The organism is Streptomyces sp. NPDC001222, assembly GCF_042896945.1.
Taxonomy (GTDB): domain Bacteria; phylum Actinomycetota; class Actinomycetes; order Streptomycetales; family Streptomycetaceae; genus Streptomyces; species Streptomyces gibsoniae.
Genome location: NZ_JBIAXT010000007.1, coordinates 263,866 through 285,364, shown reverse-complemented (window position 1 = coordinate 285,364; position 21,499 = coordinate 263,866). Strand labels below are relative to the sequence as shown.

Genomic DNA, 21,499 nt, shown 5'->3' with positions numbered 1-21,499 from the left:
GCACTTGCGGCATCACCAACAGCGGCCTGGTCCAGCACGCTTATCTCGCGTTGCCCATCGTTCGCTCGGCACGACTCAGGACTCGTCCCGGGGAGGGTCCAGCGGTTGCGCATGGGCCCAGCGCTGAACGAACTCCACGCCTGCCTGCGTGAACGCGTAGAACTCGACCAGCGGGAGCCCACTGATGCTCATACCCAGTCCATTGAGCGGGTGCTGCTTCTCCAGGTCGCCATCCCGAACCAGGTACGTGATCTGCCAGTCCATTCCGAAGGGGAGCGGCACGAGGATGCCAACGCCGGGCCGCAACTCCATTTGCTTGGCATAGTGCTCGATCAAACGCCTTTCCGCATCGCTGTACCGGCTGGTCAGGACAGCGCGGTTCGCCTTGTACTGGCGCAGTGCCTTCCGATCGATCTGCCCAGGTCCGTTGCCCTTCCGCGCGTGGCAGGTTGGGCACAGTGCGATGAGGTTCTGGAACCTGTGCTCCTTGACCTGCGCCCAGTCCTCGATGTGCTCGATCTCCACCGGGAACTGGCGGCACGTGGGGATGGCGCACCGGTGGCCAGCCCCGACTAGAACGGCTTGGCGTAGTTCTGCAGGGATCGCGGGACGGCCTTCAGGCATGCCCGGAGCCTACCTCCGTGGCGCTGTCGAGACATCAGCTTGGGAAGCTCGTCTTCTGGCCCGGGGTGCTCTGCTGACCTGCGACCGAGGGCTCTGGCGCCCTGGAGAACCGCCGCTCGATACCCCGGTGTTCCCCGTGGTTTCCCGCACAACCTGGCACGCGTCTGGCACGGCCTCAGCCCGTTGACTTGCGCCACGCTCGCTTTCGAGTTCTGCCCGTCCAGGTCGGGACACCGTTCGGCCCCGTCCGCGCCTGTTCACCACCGCGTTCCAGACGGCTGGTTCGTACGCCCGTGAACAGTTCCGACCGCCGACGAATGAGACCAAAACTGAGACCGTGTTCTGTCCGCGCGGCTCAGTCTGTCGGTCCAGGATGCGTGCACACTCCCTGGCCCGCAGTCTGCTTGCTTGGAGTCTCCCCAACGACGGCGAAACCTAGTCTAGTAGTCAGACAAGGAACTCGGCGAGCGGGAAGGAGCGATGGCGACGTGGGGGGACGAGATAGTTCTGCCGGTGGGTCGTGTGCAGGACCGAGTTGATGCCCGCGTGGGGGCTGCGCGGTGACATAGGGAGAGTCATATCTGGATAGTGGCCGTCCATCGCGAGCCGAACGCGGTTGAAGATCGCAATCGTCGGCTGGAACTGAATGAAGTGCAACCCGGCCGCCGGCTTCTTGCTGTAGTGGTCTCCCGTCGGATCGGATGTGTAGTGGAATGGATTGTCCAGCGTGTCGAAATCGCCGCGCACGGGGATGGTCGTCCCCGTGGGGTAGGCCTTCCCGTAGTTGCTGGTCGTCGGTGATGTGGTGCTGTCCACCTGCGACATGCTTCCAGCGTGGCCGTAGGCGTGGTACCGCTGAACCCCTTGCGCCACTTCGGCCTCACTTTGACCTGGCGGTTGGAGGGCGTACGTACCCGGCGCAGGCGAGAGGCCGGGCTGGAGCATCGCCTGGACGCGATCCGCGTACTGAGGGAAGTTCTTTTCGTACCAGGTCACCAGATCTTGATACGTGTGCGAGAGACCCATGGTGGTCCCCTGTTTGAAGTAACCGTAGGGCCACTGATCGGTGAGGCCAGGCAGAGTCTCCAGACTGGCGATGTTGCCGGGTCCCATATTCGAGTCCAGGGTTGTGGCGAAGCCGAGGAAGCCCTGCGCCTGTCGAGGAATCCACTGCGCACCGGGGATATCAGCGGCCAGCGCCATCTTGCTCGGGAGGCCCTGTTGCCCGTAGAAACCGCCCCCTGAGAAGCCTTGGCGGATACTCGTCACCTTGAACAGGCTGCCCGCCTGGTTGCTTCCAGGCCCGAAGAGGGCGTTTTGGGCTTCCTTGATATTGGAGAGCGAGTCACTGCGGAGCAGCACGGCCACGTCATTCTGTTCCAAACGGACCGGCCCGAAGCCAGGCGGGGGCTCGTCGCTGGGGAACGTCCTGGCCTCCTGCAGGGCATATACGGTATGGCCCTCCACCTTGGAGGTCATCAAATCGACCGGCAGATACGCCGGGTAACGTGTCCCAGCCTTGAAGAAACCCGACGCCTTGCCCAGGGTGGGGATGTAGTGCTGGAAGTAGGGAAGTCCCCAGGCGACCGTGATGGCCACTCCCGTGGGAGTGGGCGGAAATTCGCGCTCCAGACCCAGAAGGGCGGACTCGAAGTGGTGCTGTGCCTCCTGCAACGCCTTGGCATCCGCCGGCACATTCAGCCTTGCGGTGATGACATGATCGTGCAGGGCCGGCACCCGCACCGCAATCGTGCCATTGCTGCTCTTCACGCCCGAGCCATCGACCATGACCACCTGCTCATTCTGCAGGATATATTGTTCCTGGATGGGCTGGCTGTCGGTGCCAGCAGCGGGTCGCTCCGGTGGTTTTGCAATGCTGGGGATCACCTCATAGATGCCGGCGGATACTAGAGCGGCACCGAAGGCGCCCGCTGCACCTTGAAGGAGGCGCCGCCTATTCAAATTCCCGCCTGGTCGCCCCGCACGCACATTTTCGTTGCCGTCCGTCATGAAACGTATTCCCTCACTGTGGAGTAAATGTCCGCCAAGCACCCGGTATCGAGGGTTCGACCTGCTCGAATGACCGTGATTGACCTTCCCTCCACTCATGCGCATCGGAGGGGTCAGGGGTTAAAATGGAGGGTGAGGACTGGGTGAGTGCGCCGCAACTGAGGGCCGTCACCCGATTAGCCAGGCTACTACGTCTCCGCCATAAGGGTCTGCTCGCGGTGCGGGGTTCGCAATGCCGATACGGCCCTGCGTACGTGTTCCCAGATAGCCGATGACGTTGGGTGTGCTGGTTAATTGCCACCGCCATCACCTTCACTGTCACGATATAACCACACGCAGCCTGGGTCCGTTGAATACAACACGCGGCCTGTGTCATTGGGGCCAGCACTAATCCGGTGCGCTGGTTTACCAGCTCCCTGGGGTTCCTCCGAGATGCGGCTCTAACTAAGACGCTGGCATCGGTACAGTGGGCGAGCGTGAGCGAGCTCGCATCGGTTGTGCCTTGGCGGGCGCGACCACATGCGGCACTCGTATCAGGTGACGCGTACTCCGCCGTCGACGAACAGGTCCTGGGCGTTGACGCCGCTGTTTTGGAGGAGGAAGTCGGTGGCGTCGGCGACCTCCGCCATCGTCACGAGCCGCCCGATGGGGGTACGTGATACTTGGGGTTCTCGGGTACGTCGCGCCACCTCGGATGGTCGCCCACCATGCCCGGGTGAATGGCATTGACGCGATGGGGCGCAATCTGCACTGCGAGGGTCTTCACCAGTCCGGTGATACCTGCGTTGATGGCGGTCACGATGGTGGAGCCGGGGTAGGGGCGTTCTTTGGCCAGGCCGCCGAAGAGTACGACCGAGGCGCCGGGGGTGAACCGGTCATGCAGGACTCGCACGGTCTCCGTGTACCCCACCAGTTTGGTGGTCACGGCGTGGACGGCCTTGGCGATGTCGAAGTCCGCGACAGTGGTGAAATCCTCCGTGATCGCGGTGATCACCAGGTTGTCGGCTTCCGGTACGTCGACGAGCGCCCCCTCGATGGTTTCCGGCCGCGACAGGTCAACGGCCAGGCCCCGCACGGTCCCTGCGATTTCCGCGGCCACGGTCTCGGCGCGCTCCCGTGTGCGGCTGGTGATGATGACGGTGTCGCCGCGGTCGGCGAATCGCCGCGCCAGAACGCGTCCCAGGCCGCCGCTTCCTCCGACGATGATCGACGTGGTCACGATCCGTGGCCCCTTCCGGTGGACAGACGGCTGGTAAGGGATCTTATGCGGCCAGATACGGATGATATGGGCGGCGGCAAACTGGTCCACTCGGACGGCCCAGAACCTCTCCCGACCGGACGGCCCGCCTGTGCTCCACGGAAAGGATCTGCGCGGACCGGCAGACGACCACTGCTTTGTAAGTTCGATCCAAGTCCGCTCCGGCTACCGCTGTCGACTGGTGCGACGGCCGGACAGAAACTCTGGTGCACGCCTCCGTCCGGCGTCGTTGGTTCTGCCATGAGTTCCTCCCGGACAGGGGCCACAAGGTCGGTGGAGTCTTAATGACCCGGTCAAGCGCCGGCACTCAGGTCCTGGAGCACCAGTTCGGAAGATCGCGTAACCGGATCACGGCTGACCTGGCAGGACGCTGACCTGCGTGTTCCCGGAACAGTCACCGTGACTCCCCGCTGTTCCCCGTCTGGTACTACCGGATCGGGCACGCAGGGGGCACGCGGAAGCTGAGAGGACCGGCGTGGTGTGGCAAAGACGTTCGCATGGCGCATCGACTGGTGTCCCGTCGGTAATGCGATCGTAGGCACATGGGCCTGTGGATGTCGTGGACGCTCGAAGGGGTTGGAAGCGCTGGACAAACAGTCTCTGATGTCACGGCGGCCGCCGAAGTCTTGGATGGCTCTGTTGAGCGCTCACGGCGGGCCTTTGGCTCTAATGAGCTGGCGTGGGTGAAGCTCAAAGAGGCGGCAGACCGCGTGCGGGCTCAGATGCTCGATGGAGGGTGTCAGACTGTGGCGCGCGGTCTGCCATGGTCGCTGGCTCTCGGCGGTGTGTATGTCCAGCTCATTCCACGCAGCCAAAGGACGACGTAGGTCGGCGGATCGGGTTTGGGCTTGAGTCTCGATGACCGCTGGTCAAACGCCCACACGAGACGGGTCCGAGCAGTGCGCCCGCCATGCCGACGCCCCCCGCTTTAGGAGCGAGGTTAGGCGATCAGGGCCTTGATCTGCGGATTTGCCTGACTGAGGTGGGTCGGGCTGAGTGACCCGCTGCTCACCGTGATTCCCCCCCGTTCCCCCGGCATCTGGCACGGTGCCTGAACCACCACCCCAACCCACCACTGACCCCAGCTCCCATCCCGTACGCCACTACGAACCCGCATCCGGGAACGGCGCCCCCTCCATCCCGGTGCCGGCCGATCCCCCGCCGGAGGCATTGCCTTGACCGCGGGCCGCATTATGCGGTGATCGACTCATGGCCTCGGGCCCTATCCACATGTGGGCGCGCGTCGGCGCAGCGCGGGCGGAGCGGGCCGGAGGCAGGAGCGTCGCCCGCAGCAGAGCCGGGAAGCGCGCCCGGCGGAGCGGAGCGCAGCCGGGGCTTGATGAAGTAGGGAAACTCTCACCGCGCCATGCCCCGGGCCGCTGATCTCGGGGTGTCGGCTACGCGCGCGTCTGGGCTACCGTGCGGTCTACGCCCTCTGGACTGGACACGCCTCAAGGCGCGGCTGAACTGGCCGAGTCGCTCTTGCCTCCGCTCGGGAACCGCTGGCTGCACACTCAGGCGGTGGCGGCTCGTGCAAGCGAAGCATCCGCGGCTGTGTCCGAAGAGGATCGTGATCTACTCGTCGCCGCCGCCTGGCTGCACGACATCGGCTACGCCCCGGAGCTGCGAGACACGGGTTTTCACCCGCTCGATGGTGCCCGCCATCTGGAAAGTCTCGGGGCGCCCTCCCGGCTCGTACGCCTCGTTGCCCATCACTCGGGGGCCGCCTACGAGGCTGAACAGCGTGGGCTGACTGCCGAGCTGGACGTGTACGAGCGGGAGGACTCTCCCGTCCTCGACGCGTTGATCTATGCGGACATGACGACTGGTCCGGCCGGGCAGCCCTTCGACTTCGATCAACGCATTGACGAGATCCTGGTGCGGTACGAGGCGGGCAGTGAGGTGCACAACGCGATCAGCAAGGCGCGTCCGTACCTCGGGGCCGCCGTCGAGCGGACGCGCTCCCGCCTCGCTGGTCAGCCGATGTAGGGATCGGAGCGATCAGTCAGCCCGCGATCAATCCGCATCCGCATCGACGGGTGGATGTTCAGGTCGTCCAGCTGGTTGGGGTGGACGAACGCTACTTCCTTGCTCTCGCTGCTCGTGCGCAGCTCGCCGCCGACGATGCGCGCCCGGAAGCAGATCGAGAACTGTTGGCGCACCTCGCCGTCGTCGTACGCCATGACGTGCGCTGGGTTGGTGTAGATGCCGACCAGTCCCGCCACCTCGACGTCGAACCCGGTCTCTTCCTTGGTCTCACGTACGGCGGCATCGGGGGCTGACTCGCCGACGTCGACGCCACCGCCAGGGAGCGCCCACAGGTTGTTGTCCGTCTTGTGGATCAGCAGGACTTCCCCGGCATCGTTGAGCGCCACTGCGGTGACGGACGGAACGATGCTGTTCGCCTTGGGGGCGTTCGGATCGTTGAAGTAGTCGACTCGGGCCATGGGCCAAGCCTTACACGCTCTGCCGGGTGGATGACGCGTCCTGGCTGCCTACTCGGGCCGCCCGCGCTCCCACGCGTAGTCGAAGCTCCGCATGTAGTGCCGGAACGTCCGGGCCCCCGGGATGTAGCGGAAGTGCAGCACCGGGTTCTGCCCCCCGGGCGCGCCGAGTACGTGCGGGTTCACCAACACGTCGTCGTCGAACCGGTAGATCGAGTTGTAGAGGATCGTGTCATGCAACCGGACTTCGACGCCCGGCGTCGTCATGGCCGGTTCGAGGTACCGCCGAGTGATCCGCGCACGGGCGGCCAGATCGCCACCGATGCCTTCCTCTTCGCCGCGCTGGTGGACCATCTGCGATTCGGGGTCACCGAGCAGGACGCGAACTTGCCCGCCGGCCATAGCCTTCTCCGCCAATTGGTCTTCCCGCCCGGCTACGACCCCAACGACGGCCCCGAGTACCCCGGTCAGGGGGCGTGACCGTGGCCACCACGAAACGGCCCACCGCCCGCCGCAAGACGGCTGCGCCGAAACCTGAGCCGGTGAAGTGCCCGGACTGCGACGGCAACGGCGAGATCACCCAAGCCGTCCGGGTCGGCGCCCGCAAGAGCCGAATCACCGGCGACCACCAGACCGGCCTGTGCCTGGCCTGCTGGGGCACCGGCGAAGCCCCTACCGACTGAACATCAGCCAGGGATGGGGCGGCCGGACACCGATCCCCGCCCCGCCCCTGCCCCCAACCCTGCTGGAAGGAGGACCCCGTGATGCGCCCCGCACTGCGCCCGGATGCCGTTCTCGTACAGGCCGTGACCGCCGGAGCCCTGTCCTTCGCCCACCTCCACGACCTCGCCGCCGCGGCCGGACAGTCCGGCTGGAAAGCCTGGGCCTACCCGATCTCGGTGGACCTGCTCCTGGTCGCCGCCTGGCGACGGCTCCGCGCCGACGGACCGTCCCGGCTGGCCTGGTGCACGTGTACGACAAGACACGCGAAGACGTCCATGACAAGTGGATCAAGCTGCACGCCGAAGCCAAGAAGGGGCCGGTGGCCACCCGGCACCGCACTCTCGCCGCGTTCCTCGGGTACTGGCTCGACGAGATCGTGAAACCGAATCTCGCACCTCTGACGTACGTCTCCTATGAGGGTTCGGTGCGGCTGTACATCGCTCCCCACCTCGGCACGAAGAGGATCGACAAGCTCACGGTCCGGGACGTGCGCGAGTGGGTCAACAAGCTCGCCACCACGTGCCAGTGCTGCGCGCAGGGCAAGGATGCGAAGCGTCGGCCCGAACAGCGGCGCTGCTGCGCCATCGGCGAGTGCTGCGAGACCTTCCCCTCCCGGCGCGTCGTCCAGGCGGCCCGTGACGCCCTCCGTGCCGCGCTCAGCCACGCCGTGGCCGAAGAGGAGATCGGCAAGAACGTAGCCTCCCTGGTCAAGGTCCCGAAGCCTCGTCGCCAGAGGATCAAGCCGTGGTCGGTCGCCGAAGCCGGACGGTTCCTCGCCGACTGTGCCGCTCGGGACGATCACCTCTTCGCCGCTTGGATGCTCGTGCTCTGCCTCGGCCTGCGTCGGGGTGAAGTCCTGGGGCTCACCTGGAAGTCGGTGGACTTCGAAACCGGCGAGATCTACGTGGATCACCAGATCCAGCGGGCCGGGCGGCAGATCCTGCACCGCGAGACCAAGACCGAGGAGTCCGACGACTTCCTTCCGGTGCCGGCGCTCTGTCTCAAGGCGCTCCGGATGCGTCGGGCGCAGCAGATCGGTGACCGGAAGGCAGCCGGGGAGCTGTGGCAGGGCAGCCGTGATCTGATCTTCACCACGAAGTACGGCACCCCGATCGAACCGGGCAACCTCACCCGGATGTTCGCCCTGCGGGCTCGCCGCGCCGGTGTCCGGGTCATCCCGCTCCGGAACACCCGGCACACGTGCAGCTCGCTCCTGGTCGCGCTGAAGGTGCACCCGAAGGTGGCGCAGCGGATCCTTCGCCACTCGCAGATCGCCATGACGATGGAGGTCTACGCCGAAGCGAGCGAGGAAGAGGTGCGCGCCGCGATCGGCAAGCTGTCCGACGCCATGGGCGGTAGCGGTTGATGCGGTTGCTGTACTTCGCTGCTGTACGACCCTGAAACGTCAGAGGCCCCGGATCTCTCCGGGGCCTCTGACCTGTGCGCACTCGGCAGGATTCGAACCTGCAACCTTCTGATCCGTAGTCAGATGCTCTATCCGTTAAGCTACGAGTGCTTGTTTTCTGTTTTTGTCTTTGCTCCCGGCCCTTCCGGCCCGCTCGCGGCGACAGGAAGAACATTACATGACTGCCGCCGCCATGTGAAATCCATTAGGCACACCCCTTGTGACCTGCGGAAACGCCCTGCGGGCGGGCAGGGAGGCAGTGAGCCGGGGGGCGCTGAGGCTCCGGGCCCGGGAACGCCGAAGCCCCGGTCACGGGGACCGGGGCTTCGGGATGAGGTGCGGAGGCGGAGGGATTTGAACCCTCGATGGGCTTTAAGGCCCAAACCGCATTAGCAGTGCGGCGCCATAGACCGGACTAGGCGACGCCTCCAGCACAACCGTCCGCGCGAGCGCGAATGGTGCGTGCAGATGATGACACAGCCGAGTGGGCTGTCACCAATCGCCCCCCACGGTACTAGGCAGGAAGGCCACAGGGCAAAGCACAGGGCCGCTGATCCGGGGCGGGATCCTTCGAGGGTGGCACCGGGGGGACGACGGGGGCGGTTCCTGACCGTTCCGCCGGGATTTCCGGGGATCTCCCCAAGCGAATCTCCCCAGATGGATCTCTCCGGCCGGAGTGTCCTCGCGATCACCGTCGAGGCGCCCCCGGTTCGCCACGGGAGCCACCTCCGCCACTCGGGTCACATCCGAAACCGTCCCGCTCCGCCACCGTTAGTCAGGCCATGCTCCAGTTCTCCTCGCGTGCCGTGCTCCTCGGGGCCGTCGCCGTTCTCGCCGCCGTCGCGGCGACCGCACCGGCGAACGCCTCCGGCACCCCGCCCCTGCCCCGCGGCGACCAGCTCGTGATCACCGTCCGGAACGCCGGGCGCGCCGACGGGACGTACGTGCTGCGCTGCCACCCGTCGCACGGCACTCACCCGAGCCCCGCCGCCGCGTGCTCCGCGCTCGACCGGCGCACCGTCTGGGGCCGCGACCCCTTCGCCCCGGTGCCGCCGCGCGCCCTGTGCACGATGCAGTACGGCGGCCCGGCCACGGCGCGTATCTCCGGGACCTGGGCCGGCCGGCCGGTCGACGCGCGCTACGACCGCCGCGACGGCTGCCAGGTGGCCCGCTGGGACAGCCTCGTGCCCCTGCTGCCGGTGGTGCGTGCGCAGGACGAGCACCACTCGGCCACAGTCGGCGCCGGGATGCGTCCGAGCTGATCTCGGGGGTTTCGCGCGACGACCTGCGCGGTCACAGCTTCTGCGTCACTTCCGCGTGCGACCTCCCTCTCATCCGGCGCCGCACGCCGGGCCGGTGCCCGTAGACTCCCTCGCGTGACACGCCGCGGGCCGGTTGGCAAGATGGCCTCCGCGGTGGGCAAGGTGCGGTAACAGGGAGGAATCGTCTCGTGAGCAGCAGGCCATCCCGAGGCGCTGCTCGCCTCGCTGCCATACTGGACGCGCTTCCCGACGCATTGGTGCTGGTCAACGCCAACGGAACGGTCGTCAACGCCAACACCATCGCCCTGGAGGCCTTCGAGACGCCCGGTACCGCCCTGGTCGGGCGCGGGCTGCTCGACCTGCTGCCGGAGTTCGACTCGCGGCTGATCCCCGGGTCCATGCGGCGCCCGGACTCCACGGACACGCACGGACGCACCAAGCCGACGCGGATGATCGCGCGGCGCACGGACGGGAGCGAGTTCCCCGTCGAGGTCACGAGCGCCAACCTGGAGGATGGCCGCCAGGCCTACGACGGCTACGGCTACACCGGCGACGAGCTGCTCATGCTCGTCGTCCGTGATCTGTCCGGCACCGTCGACACCGAGGCCGAACTCGCCCGCTCCCAGCGGCAGACCGAGATGATCCTGCGGGCCGCGGCCGAGGGCGTGGTGGGCACGGACACCGACGGGCGGATCGTGCTCGTCAATCCCGCCGCCGCCCAGATCCTCGGCTACCGGGCCAGCGATCTGGGCGGCAAGGAGCTGCACACCCTCGTCCTGCACTCGCGCGAGGACGGTGGCCCCTTCCCGTACACGGAGTCGCCGCTGCACGACACCCTGCGCTCCGGGCGCAAGCACCGGGTGCGCGGGCAGGTGCTGTGGTCGAAGTCCGGGAACAAGGTGCCGGTCGACCTGACGACCTCGCCGGTGCGCGACGGTGACCAGATCGTCGGCGCCGTGATGACGTTCACCGACCGGCGCCCCTTCGACGCGCTCGCCGCGGAGAAGGAGGAGGCGGACCGGCAGCACCAGCAGGAGCTGGAGCGGATCACCAAGGAGCACGAGGAGGAGCTCGCGCGGCTGCGCGAGGAGCACTCCGCCGAGCTCACCGAGGTGCGCGAGCGGCACGCGGAGGAGATCGCGGCCGGCGAGGAGCGCTACGCCGCGCTCGGCGAGCGCGAGAAGGACCGCTTCGAGGCCCTGGGCGCCCGGCACGACCAACTGCTCGCCGTGCTCGGCCAGTCGCTGCGCGGCCCCCTCGACGAACTGCGCGGCGAGCTGTCCAAGCTCGCCGCGGACGACGCCGGACAGCTGTGGCCCGAGGCCAACCAGGTGCTCCACCACCTCGCGGCCGGCTACTCGCGGATCACCACGCTCGTCGACAACGTGCTCGGCTACCAGCAGCTGGACGCGGGCGACGACCAGCTCGTACGGACGACCGTCATGCTCGACGCGGTCGTCGCCGCCGGTGTCGACGGCGCCGTCGAACTGATCGGGCCCGGACGGGTGCAGTTCGCCGTCCACGCCCCGCCCATCGAGGCCGAGGTCGATCCCCAGCGGCTCGCCCAGGCGCTCGCGCATCTCGTCGCGGATGTGGCCGGCGTCGACGCCACGGGCAACGCGCCCGTCTCGGCGGGCGGTTACCTGGACAACACAGTCGTCGTGGCGGCCGCGCAGCGCGGCGAGGTCGTACGCATCGAGGTGCGCGGCCCGTACGCCGGGGGAGACCCGGTGCACCAGCCGATCGTCGCCGGGATCGTGCGCGCGCACGGCGGGGTGCTGCAGACGCACGAGGTGCCGGGGATGAGCGGCAGCGCGTATGTGCTCGAGGTGCCGCTCGGCGGCGGCGCCGGGACGGTCACGCCTCCGCCGGTGACGATGGCCGTGCTGGAACCCGGCGGCGAGAGCGCGCAGCCGGAGCAGCAGCACGCCCAGCAGAGCGGCGGCCGGCGGCGGGCCCGCCGGTCGTCCGTGGACGCGTTCCTGGAGAGCGAGGTCGGCGCCGCGTCGGCCGCGTCCTCCGAGCCGGCCGCGGCGCCCACCGGGCGGCGCAGGCGGCGTGCGGCGGCGGAGCAGGCCGCCGAGGCGCCGGCTCCGGCACAGACCGCCGAGAGCGAGAACGCGGTGGACGCCCCGGCCTCCGGTGGCACGGGACGGCGGCGCGGGCGGCCGAGTCCCGCCGAGGGTGTTTCCGAGGGCTCGGTGGTGACCGCGGCGGAGCATGCCGCCGGAACCCCCGCGTCGGCCAGCGGACTGGGCGAGGCCGTACCGCCGCAGGGGGTGCCGGTGTCCACCGGCCGTCGCGCCCGCCGGGACACCGAGCCGCAGGCGCTGCCGCCGGCGCTGCCCGCGGCCCTCGATGCGTCGTCCCCCCAGGACTCCGGTGCCGCAGACACGGCGGCCGGACGCCGTCGGCGTGCTCTGGCCGCCGCGAACGAGCGGGCCGCCGCGGCGGATTCCGGTCCCCGGCCCGTGTTCGCACTGCCGCCGGCCGAGGCGGACCGCACTCCGGAGCAGCCCACCCCCGCCGCTCTCGTTCCCGCTCCCGGCCCTGCGGACGACAGCCGCCATGACGCGGTGGCGCACGACACGGCCGACGACCACACTCCGCCGCAGCCGCACCCGGTCGCCGCGCCCACGGGCCGCCGCCGCGCCCGTCCGGCCGCCGCGCCCGGGCAGCAGCCGGACGCCACCGGCACCGTGCCTGCCCAAGGTGTGCCCGTACCGGGCGGCCCCGCACCCGAGGTCCCCCAGCCCGTCCCGGTCCCCGGCCTGCCCGCGGCGCCTCCGCCGGCCGTGCCCCCGCAGGGGCTCCCGGCGCAGCCCCTTCCAGGCCAGGCGGGAGGGGACAGGTCCGGCGCCGGTGACCAGCGCCTGCCCGCCGTGGCGGGTCGGCCGGCCCCCGCCGCCGCAGCCGGTCAGCCCGTCCCCGGTCAGCCCGTCCCCGGTCAGCCTTCCGTCGCTCCGCGGCCCGCGGCACAGGCGCAGCCGGTGGTGCCCGCCCAGGCCACGCCCGCGCCCGGGACCCCGGTGCCTCCGCGGACCGCCCCGCCGGGGGCCTGGTCCGGCTCGGGCGAGACCTCCGGGGCCGGGATCCCGCTGCCACAGCCCACGCCGTCGGCGGGTACGCCGCTGCCTCCGGAGCGCGCCGCCCAGCCGCGGGCCGCCCAGCCGCTGCCGGCCGAGTCCGCCGCATCCATGGACTCCAACTCGACGCAGGGGCGGGCGATCAGCGTACGGACGCTCGGACAGGGCGTGCCCTTCGCGCGTCAGGGGACGGCCCAGCCCCGCCCCCAGTCGTCCACGCCACCGCCGCACGCGTCGAACGGTTCGGGTCGTCGTCGCAAGCTCGGCACGCCTCCGGAGCCCGCGGGCGAGCGCCCGGAGAAGACGGCGCGTCCGCATCCCCAGTCCGCCACGGCTCCGCTCCCGTCGCAGCCCTCGTCGGCCGGGCAGTCGCGCCTGGCCGGCACCACCGAGGGCAACGGGCGCTCGTACGCCATAGGGGCTCCGGACGTGAACGCCGCCGAGGGGCCCGAGCCGCTGGACGGTCCCGGTGGCGCCGTGGAGATCGCCGACCAGCCCCAGTCACGGCCGATGGACGACGAGCTGCCCCCGGAGCCGCTCGACAACCCGCGTCGGCTGCTCGTGTGGCCCGCGCCGGACGTGACGACCCAGCAGGCGCTGAGCGACCGCGGCTACCGGCCCGTCATCGTCAACTCCCGTGAGGAGGTCGATGCGCAGATCGCCGCCTTCCCGGCCGCGCTCTTCGTCGATCCCCTCACCGGCCCGATCACACGGACCGCACTCCAGTCCCTGCGCCAGGCGGCGGTGGCCGCCGAGGTCCCCGTGCTCGTCACGGCGGGGCTCGGACAGGCGACGCGTGAGGCGGCGTACGGCGCCGACCCGGCCGTGCTCCTGAAGGCCCTCGCCCCGCGCGACTCCGAGCAGCACCCGCCGCGGGTACTGCTCATCGAGGAGCACGCGGAGATCGCGCTGGCCATGACGGCGACCCTGGAGCGGCGAGGCATGCAGGTCGCGCGGGCCGCGTCGGACGCGGACGCGGTCACCCTGGCGGCGCAGATGCGGCCGAACCTGGTGGTGATGGATCTGATGCAGATGCACCGCCGGCAGGCCGGGGTGGTCGACTGGCTGCGCGCGAACAACCTGCTCAACCGCACCCCGCTCGTCGTCTACACCGCGGCCGTGGACCAGGCCGAGCTGCCCCGGCTGGTTTCGGGGGAGACGGTCCTGTTCCTGGCGGAGCGCTCGACGAGCCCCGAGGTGCAGGACCGGATCGTGGATCTGCTGGCGCGGATCGGCACCAACTGATCGGCACCAACTGATCGGCATCAAATGATCGGTACCAACTGATCGGCGTCAATCGAGGCGTCCCGAAAGGGACTTAACGGTTCATACGTCGTGTGGGGCGCTGTTTCACGTGAAACAGCGCCCCACACGCATTCAACGAGCCTGCGTGCGGCCCTAGATGTGCGTGACGTCCAGCTCGCCCGCCGCGTACTGCCGACGCAACAGCTTCTTGTCGAACTTGCCGACACTCGTCTTGGGCACGGTCCCGAGGATCGTCCAGCGCTCCGGGAGCTGCCACTTGGCGATCCTCGCCTCCTCGGCGAGGAAGGTCCGCAGGGTGCTGAAGTCCGCGGTGGAGCCCTCCTGCAGCACGACGATCGCCAGCGGACGCTCACCCCACTTGTCGTCGGGCACGGCGACCACGGTGGCCTCGGTGACATCCGGGTGGGACATCAGCGCGTTCTCCAGGTCGACCGAGGAGATCCACTCGCCGCCGGACTTGATGACGTCCTTGGCCCGGTCGGTGAGGGTGAGGTAGCCGTCGCGGTCGATGGTGCCGACGTCCCCGGTCTTGAGCCAGCCGTCCTCGCTGAACTTGTCGTCGGGGCGCAAGGGCTCGGCGTCGGCGCCGTTGTAGTACGCGCCCGCGATCCACGGTCCGCGCACCTCCAGCTCGCCCGCGGACTCGCCGTCCCAGGGGAGCCGCTCCCCGCCGGGGCCGGTGAGACGGGCCTCGACGCCGGCCGGGAAGCGCCCCTGGGTGAGCCGGTAGGCGAACTCCTCCTCCGTGCCCAGCACATGGGCGGGCGGTCGGGCCACCGTGCCGAGCGGGGAGGTCTCGGTCATGCCCCAGGCGTGGATGACGCGCATGCCGAGCTTGTCGAAGGCCGCCATGAGCGAGGGCGGACAGGCCGAGCCGCCGATGGTGACATGGCCGAGGGAGGCGACGTCCCGGGGCCGGGCGGTCAGCTCGGCGAGCAGACCCTGCCAGATGGTGGGGACGGCGGCGGCGTAGGTCGGCCGCTCCTTCTCGATCATCTCGGCGAGCGGCGCGGGCTGCAGGAAACGGTCCGGCATGAGCAGGTGGACGCCGGTCATGAAGGTGGCGTGCGGCAGACCCCAGGCGTTGACGTGGAACTGCGGGACCACGACGAGCGCGGTGTCCTCGTCGGTCAGACCCAGCGACTGGGCCATGTTGCACTGCATGGAGTGCAGGTAGACGGACCGGTGGGAGTAGAGCACGCCCTTGGGGTCGCCGGTGGTGCCGGAGGTGTAGCACATGGCGGCGGCCTGGCGTTCGTCCAGCTCCGGCCAGTCGTAGGTGGTCGGCTTGCCGGCGAGGAGGTCCTCGTACTCGTACACCTGGGCGGAGACGTCGGCGAGCAGCGAACGGTCTCCCGGGCCGGACACGATCACATGCTCGACGGTCTTCAGATGCGGCAGCAGCGGGGCGAGCAGCGGCAGGAGGGAGCCGTTGACGATGACGACCCGATCGGCGGCGTGGTTGGCGATCCACACCAACTGCTCCGCCGGCAGGCGCAGGTTGAGGGTGTGAAGGACGGCGCCCATGGAGGGGATCGCGAAATACGCCTCGACGTGCTCGGCGTTGTTCCACATGAGGGTCGCGACCCGGTCGTCGTCCCGGACGCCGATGTCCTCGCGCAGGGCGTGGGCCAACTGGGCCGCGCGGGCGCCGATCTCGGCGTAGGAGCGGCGGTGTGGTTCACCCTCACCGGTCCAGGTGGTCACCTGAGACGACCCGTGGACCGTCGACCCGTGGGTCAGGATCCTCGAGATCAGCAGCGGTACGTCCTGCATCGTGCTCTGCACGGCGTCCTCCCGGGGCGGCATTGCCTACGCGGTGGTAGGGGGTTCCGCTGATTCTGCGCACATACCACGTGGTATGTCACTACTCCCCGGCATGATCGATCAGGTTCCGGTCATGACGCCCAACGCACCGGCTCCAGTTCAGGGTCCTCGCGGAGCTTGCCCAGGGCCCTGGACACCGCGGACTTCACCGTGCCGATGGAGACACCGAGCACCTCGGCCGTCTGGGCCTCGCTCAGGTCCTCGTAGTACCGCAGGACGACCATGGCCCGCTGACGTGCCGGAAGCTTCATGATCGCCCGCCACATGGCGTCGTGCAGCGCCTGTTCCTCGGCCGGGTCCGTGACGGGCATCCCCTCCGGCTCGGGCAGCTCGTCGCAGACGAACTCGTCGACCTTACGCTTGCGCCACTGCGAGGTCCGCGTGTTGAGCAGTGCGCGGCGCACATACCCGTCGAGCGCCCGGTGGTCCTCGATCCGCTCCCATGCGGCATAGGTCTTGGCGAGGGCGGTCTGCAGCAGGTCCTCCGCATCGCTCGGGTTCGCGGTCAGCGACCGGGCGGTACGGAGCAGCACCGGCTGGCGTGCCTGGACGTACGAGGAGAACGACGGATAGGGAAGGGTCTGCCTCGCCGATGCAGCGGCGTTCGGAGCGCTGGTGCAGACGGGTGTGGTCATGGCTCCACGCTAGGTTCGACACCCCGTGCGGCGGATCGGCCGCAGGTCCCGAAGCCGTCTCCCCCTCAGGTTGTATGCGGGGGGTCATCCACACCTCCTGAAGGTGGACGAGCCGGTGCCCGCGTCTGAGGGTTCGCCCCTGAGGGACGCCTCAGCCGTCCGCCGTCAGGATCAGACCGGAGGTGGGGACCCCGGTACCCGCGGTGACCAGGGTGCGGGTGGCACCGGGGATCTGGTTCACCGCGGTGCCGCGCAGCTGGCGCACGGCCTCCGCGATGCCGTTCATCCCGTGCAGATACGCCTCTCCCAGCTGCCCTCCATGGGTGTTGAGCGGCAGCGTTCCCGAGGCCACGAAGTCCGCCGCCGCGCCCGGTGCGCAGAACCCGAACTCCTCCAGCTGCATCAGCACGAACGGCGTGAAGTGGTCGTAGAGGATGGCCACGTCGATGTCCGCGGGCTCCAGGTCCGACGTCCGCCACAGCTGTCGGGCCACCACGCCCATCTCCGGCAGCCCGGTCAGGTCGTCCCGGTAGAAGCTCGTCATCTGCTCCTGGGCGCGGCCCGCGCCCTGCGCGGCGGCCGTGATCACCGCGGGCGGGTGCGGCAGGTCGCGTGCCCGCTCGACAGAGGTGACCACCAGTGCCTGACCGCCGTCCGTCTCCTGGCAGCAGTCGAGCAGCCTCAGCGGCTCCACGATCCAGCGGGAGGCCGCGTGGTCGGCGAGGGTGATGGGCCGGCCGTGGAAGTACGCCGCCGGGTTCGTCGCCGCGTGGCGGCGGTCCACCACGGCCACCTGGCCGAACGCCTCCGGGGTCAGCCCGTGGACGTACAGGTAGCGCTGGGCCGCCATCGCCACCCAGGACGCCGGGGTGAGCAGCCCGAACGGCAGCGACCAGCCCAGCGCCGCCCCCTCCGCCGACGGCTCCCGGTGCTGCACCCCGGCGCCGAAGCGACGGCCGGAGCGTTCGTTGAACGCGCGGTAGCAGACCACGACCTCGGCCACCCCGGTCGCCACCGCGAGCGCGGCCTGCTGGACCGTCGCGCACGCGGCCCCGCCCCCGTAGTGGATCCGCGAGAAGAAGGACAGCTCACCGATCCCGGCCGCCTGGGCCACGGTGATCTCGGGGCTGGTGTCCATCGTGAACGTGACCATGCCGTCGACGTCCGCGGGCGACAGCCCCGCGTCGTCCAGCGCGGCCCGTACCGCCTCCGTCGCGAGCCGTAGCTCGCTGCGGCCGGAGTCCTTGGAGAACTCGGTCGCGCCGATCCCGACGACCGCCGCCCGTCCGCCGAGTGCGTCCCTCGTCCGGGCGCTCATCGGGCGCCCCCGCCCGGGAGGGTGACGATGACCGTGCCGGTGACGTGCCGGCCGATGCCGTTGTCCCCGACCACCCGCACCGTCGCGGTGTCCTCGTCGACCTCCTCGACCGTGCCGGTCAGCACCATGGTGTCCCCCGGATAGTTGGGCGCGCCGAGCCGGACGGCGACCCTGCGCAGGACCGCCGCCGGACCGAAGTGGTCCGTGACATACCGCCCGACCAGACCGTTCGTGGTCAGGATGTTCATGAAGACGTCGGGGGAGCCCTTTCGGCGGGCCAGCTCCGCGTCGTGGTGCACGTCCTGGTAGTCACGGGAGGCGATCGCCCCGGCCACGATCAGCGTGCGCGTGATCTCGATCGTGAGCGGTGGCAGCCGCGTTCCCGGCCGAAGCTGCGCGTCCGGTTCGAGTTCGCCGTCCATGGCGGAGATCAGCCCCCGTTCCCGTCCTGGGCCCGGAACACCGGGAGCTCCAACTCGTCGTCGTACCGGACGAATTCCAGGCGGACCGGCATGCCGATCCGCACCTTGTCGTACGGCACCCCGATCACATTGCTGACGATCCGCACGCCCTCCGCCAGCTCGATCAGGCCGACCGCGTAGGGAGGGGAGAAGGCCGGGAAGGGCGGATGGTGCATGACCACGTACGAGTGGACCGTCCCGGCCCCGGCCGCCTCGACCGTGTCCCACTCGGGGGAGCCGCAGGCGTGGCACCCCGGCAGCCAGGGGAAGCGGGGAGTGTCGCACGCGGTGCACCGCTGGAACAGCAGCCGGTGCCGGGCCACGCCCTCCCAGAACCCGGCGTTGTCCCGGTTGATGACTGGGCGGGGCCTTCGGTGGGCGGGGCTGTCGGGGGCGGGCGGGCGCCTTGTGGGCAAGTCCTGCGCGGGCGCGTCCTTCGTGGCCGCCTCCGTCGCGGTCGCCTCCGTCGCGGTCGCCTCCTTCGCGGGCGTCTCCTTCGCGGTCGCCTCCTTCGCGGTCGCCTCCTTCGCGGTCAAGTGCCGCGCCGGTGCGTACTTGAGGATGCGGAACCGGTGGGTCCCCACCCGCTCCCCGTCCACCCGTACATCCATCCGCGTCGTCACGAAGTACCCGGCGCCGAGTCTCGTCCGCTTCCGGTCGGAGACCGACTCGATCAGCGCGTCGAAGGTGACCTCGTCGCCGGGCCGCAGCGGGCGCAGATACTCCTGTTCGCAGTCCGTGGCGACGACCGAGGTGCAACCGGCCTCGTCGAGCAGTCCGAGCAGCTCGTCGTACGCCCCGGTGCGTCCCGTGTGCCCGCTGAGACCGCCCATCGTCCACGCCTGGAGCATGGTGGGCGGGGCGATGGCGTCCGGGCCGGTGTAGGCGGGGTTGGTGTCGCCCATCGCCTCGCACCAGTGCCGGATCATGGGCGCGTTGACACGGTCCTTGCCGACGCCCGCGACCGCGGCCGGCCCGCCCTCGTACGCCTTCAGCCGCGCTGCGAACGCACCCTCGCCCCCGTCGCCCATCGGCTCCCCCTCTCCCCGGAGCATCCCGGAACATCCCGGAGCGTCCCGGAGCAAGCCTTTCTGACTGTCCGTCAGCTCCGGTCGACTGTCAAGGCGGACGGGCACACCGGCCAGGAAGACGGGTACGCGCGCGTGGATGTCGAAAACGTCCGCGCGGCGGCACCGAAGTACCGCCGCGCGGACGCGTGATGACCCCTGAAAGCACACAGACGGAATCAGGACCGACGACGGCGCGCCGGCCCCCCGCTCACCACAGACGGGTGAAGTGGATGAGCACTGTCTGGCTCCGCTGGTTGATGGATGTGAACGCGGAGTGGTTCACCTGGGCCGTGTTGCTCTGGTTCGAGGCACCGGTGCCGACCGCTTGTTGCTGTGTGGTGGACGAGTTGCCGTTGTTGTCGTGGCCGACGCCGCTGCCGACGATGCTCGCCGCCGCCGCGTTCGATCCGTCGTCCGCGAGGGCCCCGTTGTCCGCCGAGGCGACGCCCGTGAAGAGGGCGGCGGCGAGGGGGAGCGCCGCGACGGCGGCGAGGACGCGGGCGGTACGGATGCTTGCCATGTGTTTCCTCCAGAACCCTGTACGCGTCGGCCGGGTCGCCGGTGCGTACGTGAAGTGCGGCTTTTGCCAAGGCAGTTGGCCGACCGCCTCGGACGGTGTACGACGTCGCGCCTCCAGAGTTGCCCACCGCGCCATCGGCGAATCTCCCCGGAAGCAGTGATTCGCCCCTAAGCGTGAGAAGTAGTCGATAAACCCTTTTCGCGACACTTCTCCGCCGGGCACCGCGGGGGCGGGCGCCGAGGCCGCAGGACACCCCAGGGCTGAGGTCGATCCGTGGGGAACGGAGGCCGCCCCGGCGAAGCCCGGCCGGGCGCCGACTCCCCCTTCCCTTTTTCGAACATACGTACGAACATGGACCCATGGCCACCATCGACCGGAAGGCCACCACCCTGGCCCTGGCCCATGCCCTGTCCGCCGCGGAACGCGGACTGGCGGTGATCCCGCTGTCCCGGGCGAAGCTGCCCGCCCTGCGCTCCCCCCACCGTGACGACCCCGATCCGACTGCCCCCGTGTGCCACGGCGAGTGCGGCCGCTTCGGCCACGGGGTCTACGACGCCACGACCGACCCCCGCCGCATCCGCGCGCTGTTCGCCGCCGCGCCCTGGTCCACCGGCTACGGCATCGCCTGCGGACTGCACCCCCACCATCTGATCGGCATCGACCTCGACACCAAGTCCGGCACCGACTCCTCGGCCGCCCTGCGCGAACTGGCGCTGCGCCATCTGTTCACCATCCCGGAGACGGTGGTCGTCCTGACCCCGAGCGGCGGCCGTCACCTGTGGCTGAGCGGGCCACCGGACGTCGTCGTCCCCAACTCGGCGAGCCGTCTGGCCCCCGGCATCGACGTGCGGGGCGCCGGCGGCTATCTGGTCGGCCCCGGCTCACGCACCGAGCACGGCACGTACGGTACGGCGCCGGGCACCGCGCACCTGGCGCCCGCGCCCTGTCCACCCGCCCTGCTGCGCCTCCTCACGCCCCCGCCGCGCACCCGGCACCCCACGCCCTCGTCGACCGGGGGGCACGGCCAGGGTCTGGTCCAGTTCGTCCTGGCCGCACATCAGGGGCAGCGCAACACCCGTCTCTTCTGGGCCGCCTGCCGGGCGTACGAGAACGGCATCGGCCCCGACCTCACCCCCGCCCTGGTGGACGCGGCGATCCGCACCGGCCTCACTCAGCGCGAGGCCCGCTCGACGGTCGCGTCGGCGGCGCGCATGACGGGACAGCGGCGCGCAACAGGTGCCTGACGCGAGGGCAACAGCCCCTCGGCGGCGAGCCACCGCGCCACGACGGATTTCAGGCTTTCGCGCCCTTCGGCGGGATCAGGTGCGGGGCGCGGGCTCCGAGAGCCGAGAACCTCGTCCAGCGCAGGGCCGTGCAGTTCCCGGAGGAAGTCCCGGTCGATCCGGTCCTCCGGGCCCAGATCCCCTGGCGCGGAGCGGCGGCGCCCAGCAGCACGGCCCCCGACCGTCGTACCTGGTCAGGGGCCGTCAACCTGCGCGGTGGGTGTGGGATTTGAACCCACGGTGGCTCGCGCCACGACGGTTTTCAAGACCTTTCGGCGATCATGGCCGTTGACCGCTGCGCCGCAGG

Annotated in this window: 17 protein-coding genes, 3 tRNA genes and 2 pseudogenes; 8 read left to right on the top strand and 14 right to left on the bottom strand. The window is 69.7% G+C overall.

From position 1 onward, the window contains the following. Positions 1-75 precede the first annotated feature (75 nt). The 3 genes from ACFY2Z_RS13465 to ACFY2Z_RS13455 form a co-directional block, all read right to left on the bottom strand. On the bottom strand, positions 76-525 hold the full coding sequence (locus ACFY2Z_RS13465; protein ID WP_390744307.1) for an HNH endonuclease signature motif containing protein: 450 nt from the start codon (positions 523-525) through the stop codon (positions 76-78). A 546-nt stretch (positions 526-1,071) separates the two neighbouring features. Further along, positions 1,072-2,634 (bottom strand): hypothetical protein, encoded by a 1,563-nt coding sequence (locus tag ACFY2Z_RS13460; protein ID WP_390744306.1) that lies wholly within the window; start codon positions 2,632-2,634, stop codon positions 1,072-1,074. Between the two features lie 631 nt (positions 2,635-3,265). Continuing rightward, on the bottom strand, positions 3,266-3,853 hold the full coding sequence (locus ACFY2Z_RS13455) for an SDR family NAD(P)-dependent oxidoreductase (protein WP_390744305.1): 588 nt from the start codon (positions 3,851-3,853) through the stop codon (positions 3,266-3,268). 1,458 nt (positions 3,854-5,311) lie between these two features. Between ACFY2Z_RS13455 and ACFY2Z_RS13450 the strand changes: the two genes are divergently transcribed. Further along, positions 5,312-5,881 carry an HDIG domain-containing metalloprotein gene (locus tag ACFY2Z_RS13450; RefSeq protein WP_390744304.1) on the top strand — a complete coding sequence of 190 codons (570 nt, stop codon included), beginning with the start codon at positions 5,312-5,314 and terminating at the stop codon, positions 5,879-5,881. Here the strand turns inward: ACFY2Z_RS13450 and ACFY2Z_RS13445 are convergent. Next, a complete protein-coding gene (locus ACFY2Z_RS13445) occupies positions 5,869-6,339 on the bottom strand; it encodes an NUDIX hydrolase (protein WP_390744303.1) in 471 nt (156 codons plus the stop codon). The genes ACFY2Z_RS13450 and ACFY2Z_RS13445 overlap by 13 nt on opposite strands. Positions 6,340-6,387: 48 nt before the next feature. Further along, positions 6,388-6,576 (bottom strand): hypothetical protein, encoded by a 189-nt coding sequence (locus tag ACFY2Z_RS13440; protein WP_390744302.1) that lies wholly within the window; start codon positions 6,574-6,576, stop codon positions 6,388-6,390. Here ACFY2Z_RS13440 and ACFY2Z_RS13435 point away from each other — a divergent pair. From ACFY2Z_RS13435 to ACFY2Z_RS13420, 4 genes and pseudogenes are all read left to right on the top strand, one after another. Next, positions 6,571-6,816, top strand: coding sequence for a hypothetical protein (locus ACFY2Z_RS13435; protein WP_390744301.1), 246 nt, complete (start codon positions 6,571-6,573; stop codon positions 6,814-6,816). The genes ACFY2Z_RS13440 and ACFY2Z_RS13435 overlap by 6 nt on opposite strands. Before the next feature lie 2 nt (positions 6,817-6,818). Next, positions 6,819-7,019 carry a hypothetical protein gene (locus tag ACFY2Z_RS13430; protein ID WP_390744300.1) on the top strand — a complete coding sequence of 67 codons (201 nt, stop codon included), beginning with the start codon at positions 6,819-6,821 and terminating at the stop codon, positions 7,017-7,019. 81 nt (positions 7,020-7,100) lie between these two features. Beyond that, a pseudogene (locus ACFY2Z_RS13425) lies at positions 7,101-7,304 on the top strand (DUF2637 domain-containing protein); the annotation flags it as partial. Then, positions 7,304-8,425, top strand: a pseudogene (locus ACFY2Z_RS13420) (tyrosine-type recombinase/integrase); the annotation flags it as partial. The pseudogenes ACFY2Z_RS13425 and ACFY2Z_RS13420, both read left to right, overlap by 1 nt. A gap of 77 nt (positions 8,426-8,502) precedes the next feature. Here the strand turns inward: ACFY2Z_RS13420 and ACFY2Z_RS13415 are convergent. Both ACFY2Z_RS13415 and ACFY2Z_RS13410 read right to left on the bottom strand, forming a co-directional pair. Then, positions 8,503-8,575: transfer RNA gene (locus ACFY2Z_RS13415), tRNA-Arg, on the bottom strand. A gap of 228 nt (positions 8,576-8,803) precedes the next feature. Next, a tRNA-Ser gene (locus tag ACFY2Z_RS13410) sits at positions 8,804-8,894 on the bottom strand. 352 nt (positions 8,895-9,246) lie between these two features. Between ACFY2Z_RS13410 and ACFY2Z_RS13405 the strand changes: the two genes are divergently transcribed. After that, positions 9,247-9,726 (top strand): SSI family serine proteinase inhibitor, encoded by a 480-nt coding sequence (locus ACFY2Z_RS13405; protein WP_390744299.1) that lies wholly within the window; start codon positions 9,247-9,249, stop codon positions 9,724-9,726. Positions 9,727-9,914: 188 nt separating this feature from the next. After that, positions 9,915-14,057, top strand: coding sequence for a PAS domain-containing protein (locus ACFY2Z_RS13400; protein ID WP_390744298.1), 4,143 nt, complete (start codon positions 9,915-9,917; stop codon positions 14,055-14,057). A gap of 153 nt (positions 14,058-14,210) precedes the next feature. On the opposite strand, the gene ACFY2Z_RS13395 is transcribed toward ACFY2Z_RS13400, so the two are convergent. The 6 genes from ACFY2Z_RS13395 to ACFY2Z_RS13370 all read right to left on the bottom strand — a co-directional run bounded on the left by ACFY2Z_RS13395 (position 14,211) and on the right by ACFY2Z_RS13370 (position 19,909). Continuing rightward, a complete protein-coding gene (locus ACFY2Z_RS13395) occupies positions 14,211-15,887 on the bottom strand; it encodes a long-chain fatty acid--CoA ligase (protein ID WP_390744297.1) in 1,677 nt (558 codons plus the stop codon). Between the two features lie 89 nt (positions 15,888-15,976). Next, a complete protein-coding gene (locus tag ACFY2Z_RS13390) occupies positions 15,977-16,540 on the bottom strand; it encodes a SigE family RNA polymerase sigma factor (RefSeq protein ID WP_390744296.1) in 564 nt (187 codons plus the stop codon). A 151-nt stretch (positions 16,541-16,691) separates the two neighbouring features. Continuing rightward, complete coding sequence (locus tag ACFY2Z_RS13385; RefSeq protein ID WP_390744295.1) at positions 16,692-17,858, bottom strand: lipid-transfer protein; 1,167 nt, start codon at positions 17,856-17,858, stop codon at positions 16,692-16,694. After that, complete coding sequence (locus ACFY2Z_RS13380; RefSeq protein ID WP_390744294.1) at positions 17,855-18,280, bottom strand: MaoC/PaaZ C-terminal domain-containing protein; 426 nt, start codon at positions 18,278-18,280, stop codon at positions 17,855-17,857. Before ACFY2Z_RS13380 ends, ACFY2Z_RS13385 begins: the two co-directional genes overlap by 4 nt. Before the next feature lie 8 nt (positions 18,281-18,288). Beyond that, positions 18,289-19,374, bottom strand: coding sequence for a bifunctional MaoC family dehydratase N-terminal/OB-fold nucleic acid binding domain-containing protein (locus tag ACFY2Z_RS13375; protein ID WP_390744293.1), 1,086 nt, complete (start codon positions 19,372-19,374; stop codon positions 18,289-18,291). A gap of 223 nt (positions 19,375-19,597) precedes the next feature. Then, a complete protein-coding gene (locus ACFY2Z_RS13370) occupies positions 19,598-19,909 on the bottom strand; it encodes a hypothetical protein (protein WP_355916094.1) in 312 nt (103 codons plus the stop codon). A gap of 359 nt (positions 19,910-20,268) precedes the next feature. Between ACFY2Z_RS13370 and ACFY2Z_RS13365 the strand changes: the two genes are divergently transcribed. Beyond that, on the top strand, positions 20,269-21,153 hold the full coding sequence (locus ACFY2Z_RS13365) for a bifunctional DNA primase/polymerase (RefSeq protein WP_390744292.1): 885 nt from the start codon (positions 20,269-20,271) through the stop codon (positions 21,151-21,153). A gap of 256 nt (positions 21,154-21,409) precedes the next feature. Here the strand turns inward: ACFY2Z_RS13365 and ACFY2Z_RS13360 are convergent. Beyond that, positions 21,410-21,496: transfer RNA gene (locus tag ACFY2Z_RS13360), tRNA-Ser, on the bottom strand. Between the last annotated feature and the right edge of the window lie 3 nt (positions 21,497-21,499).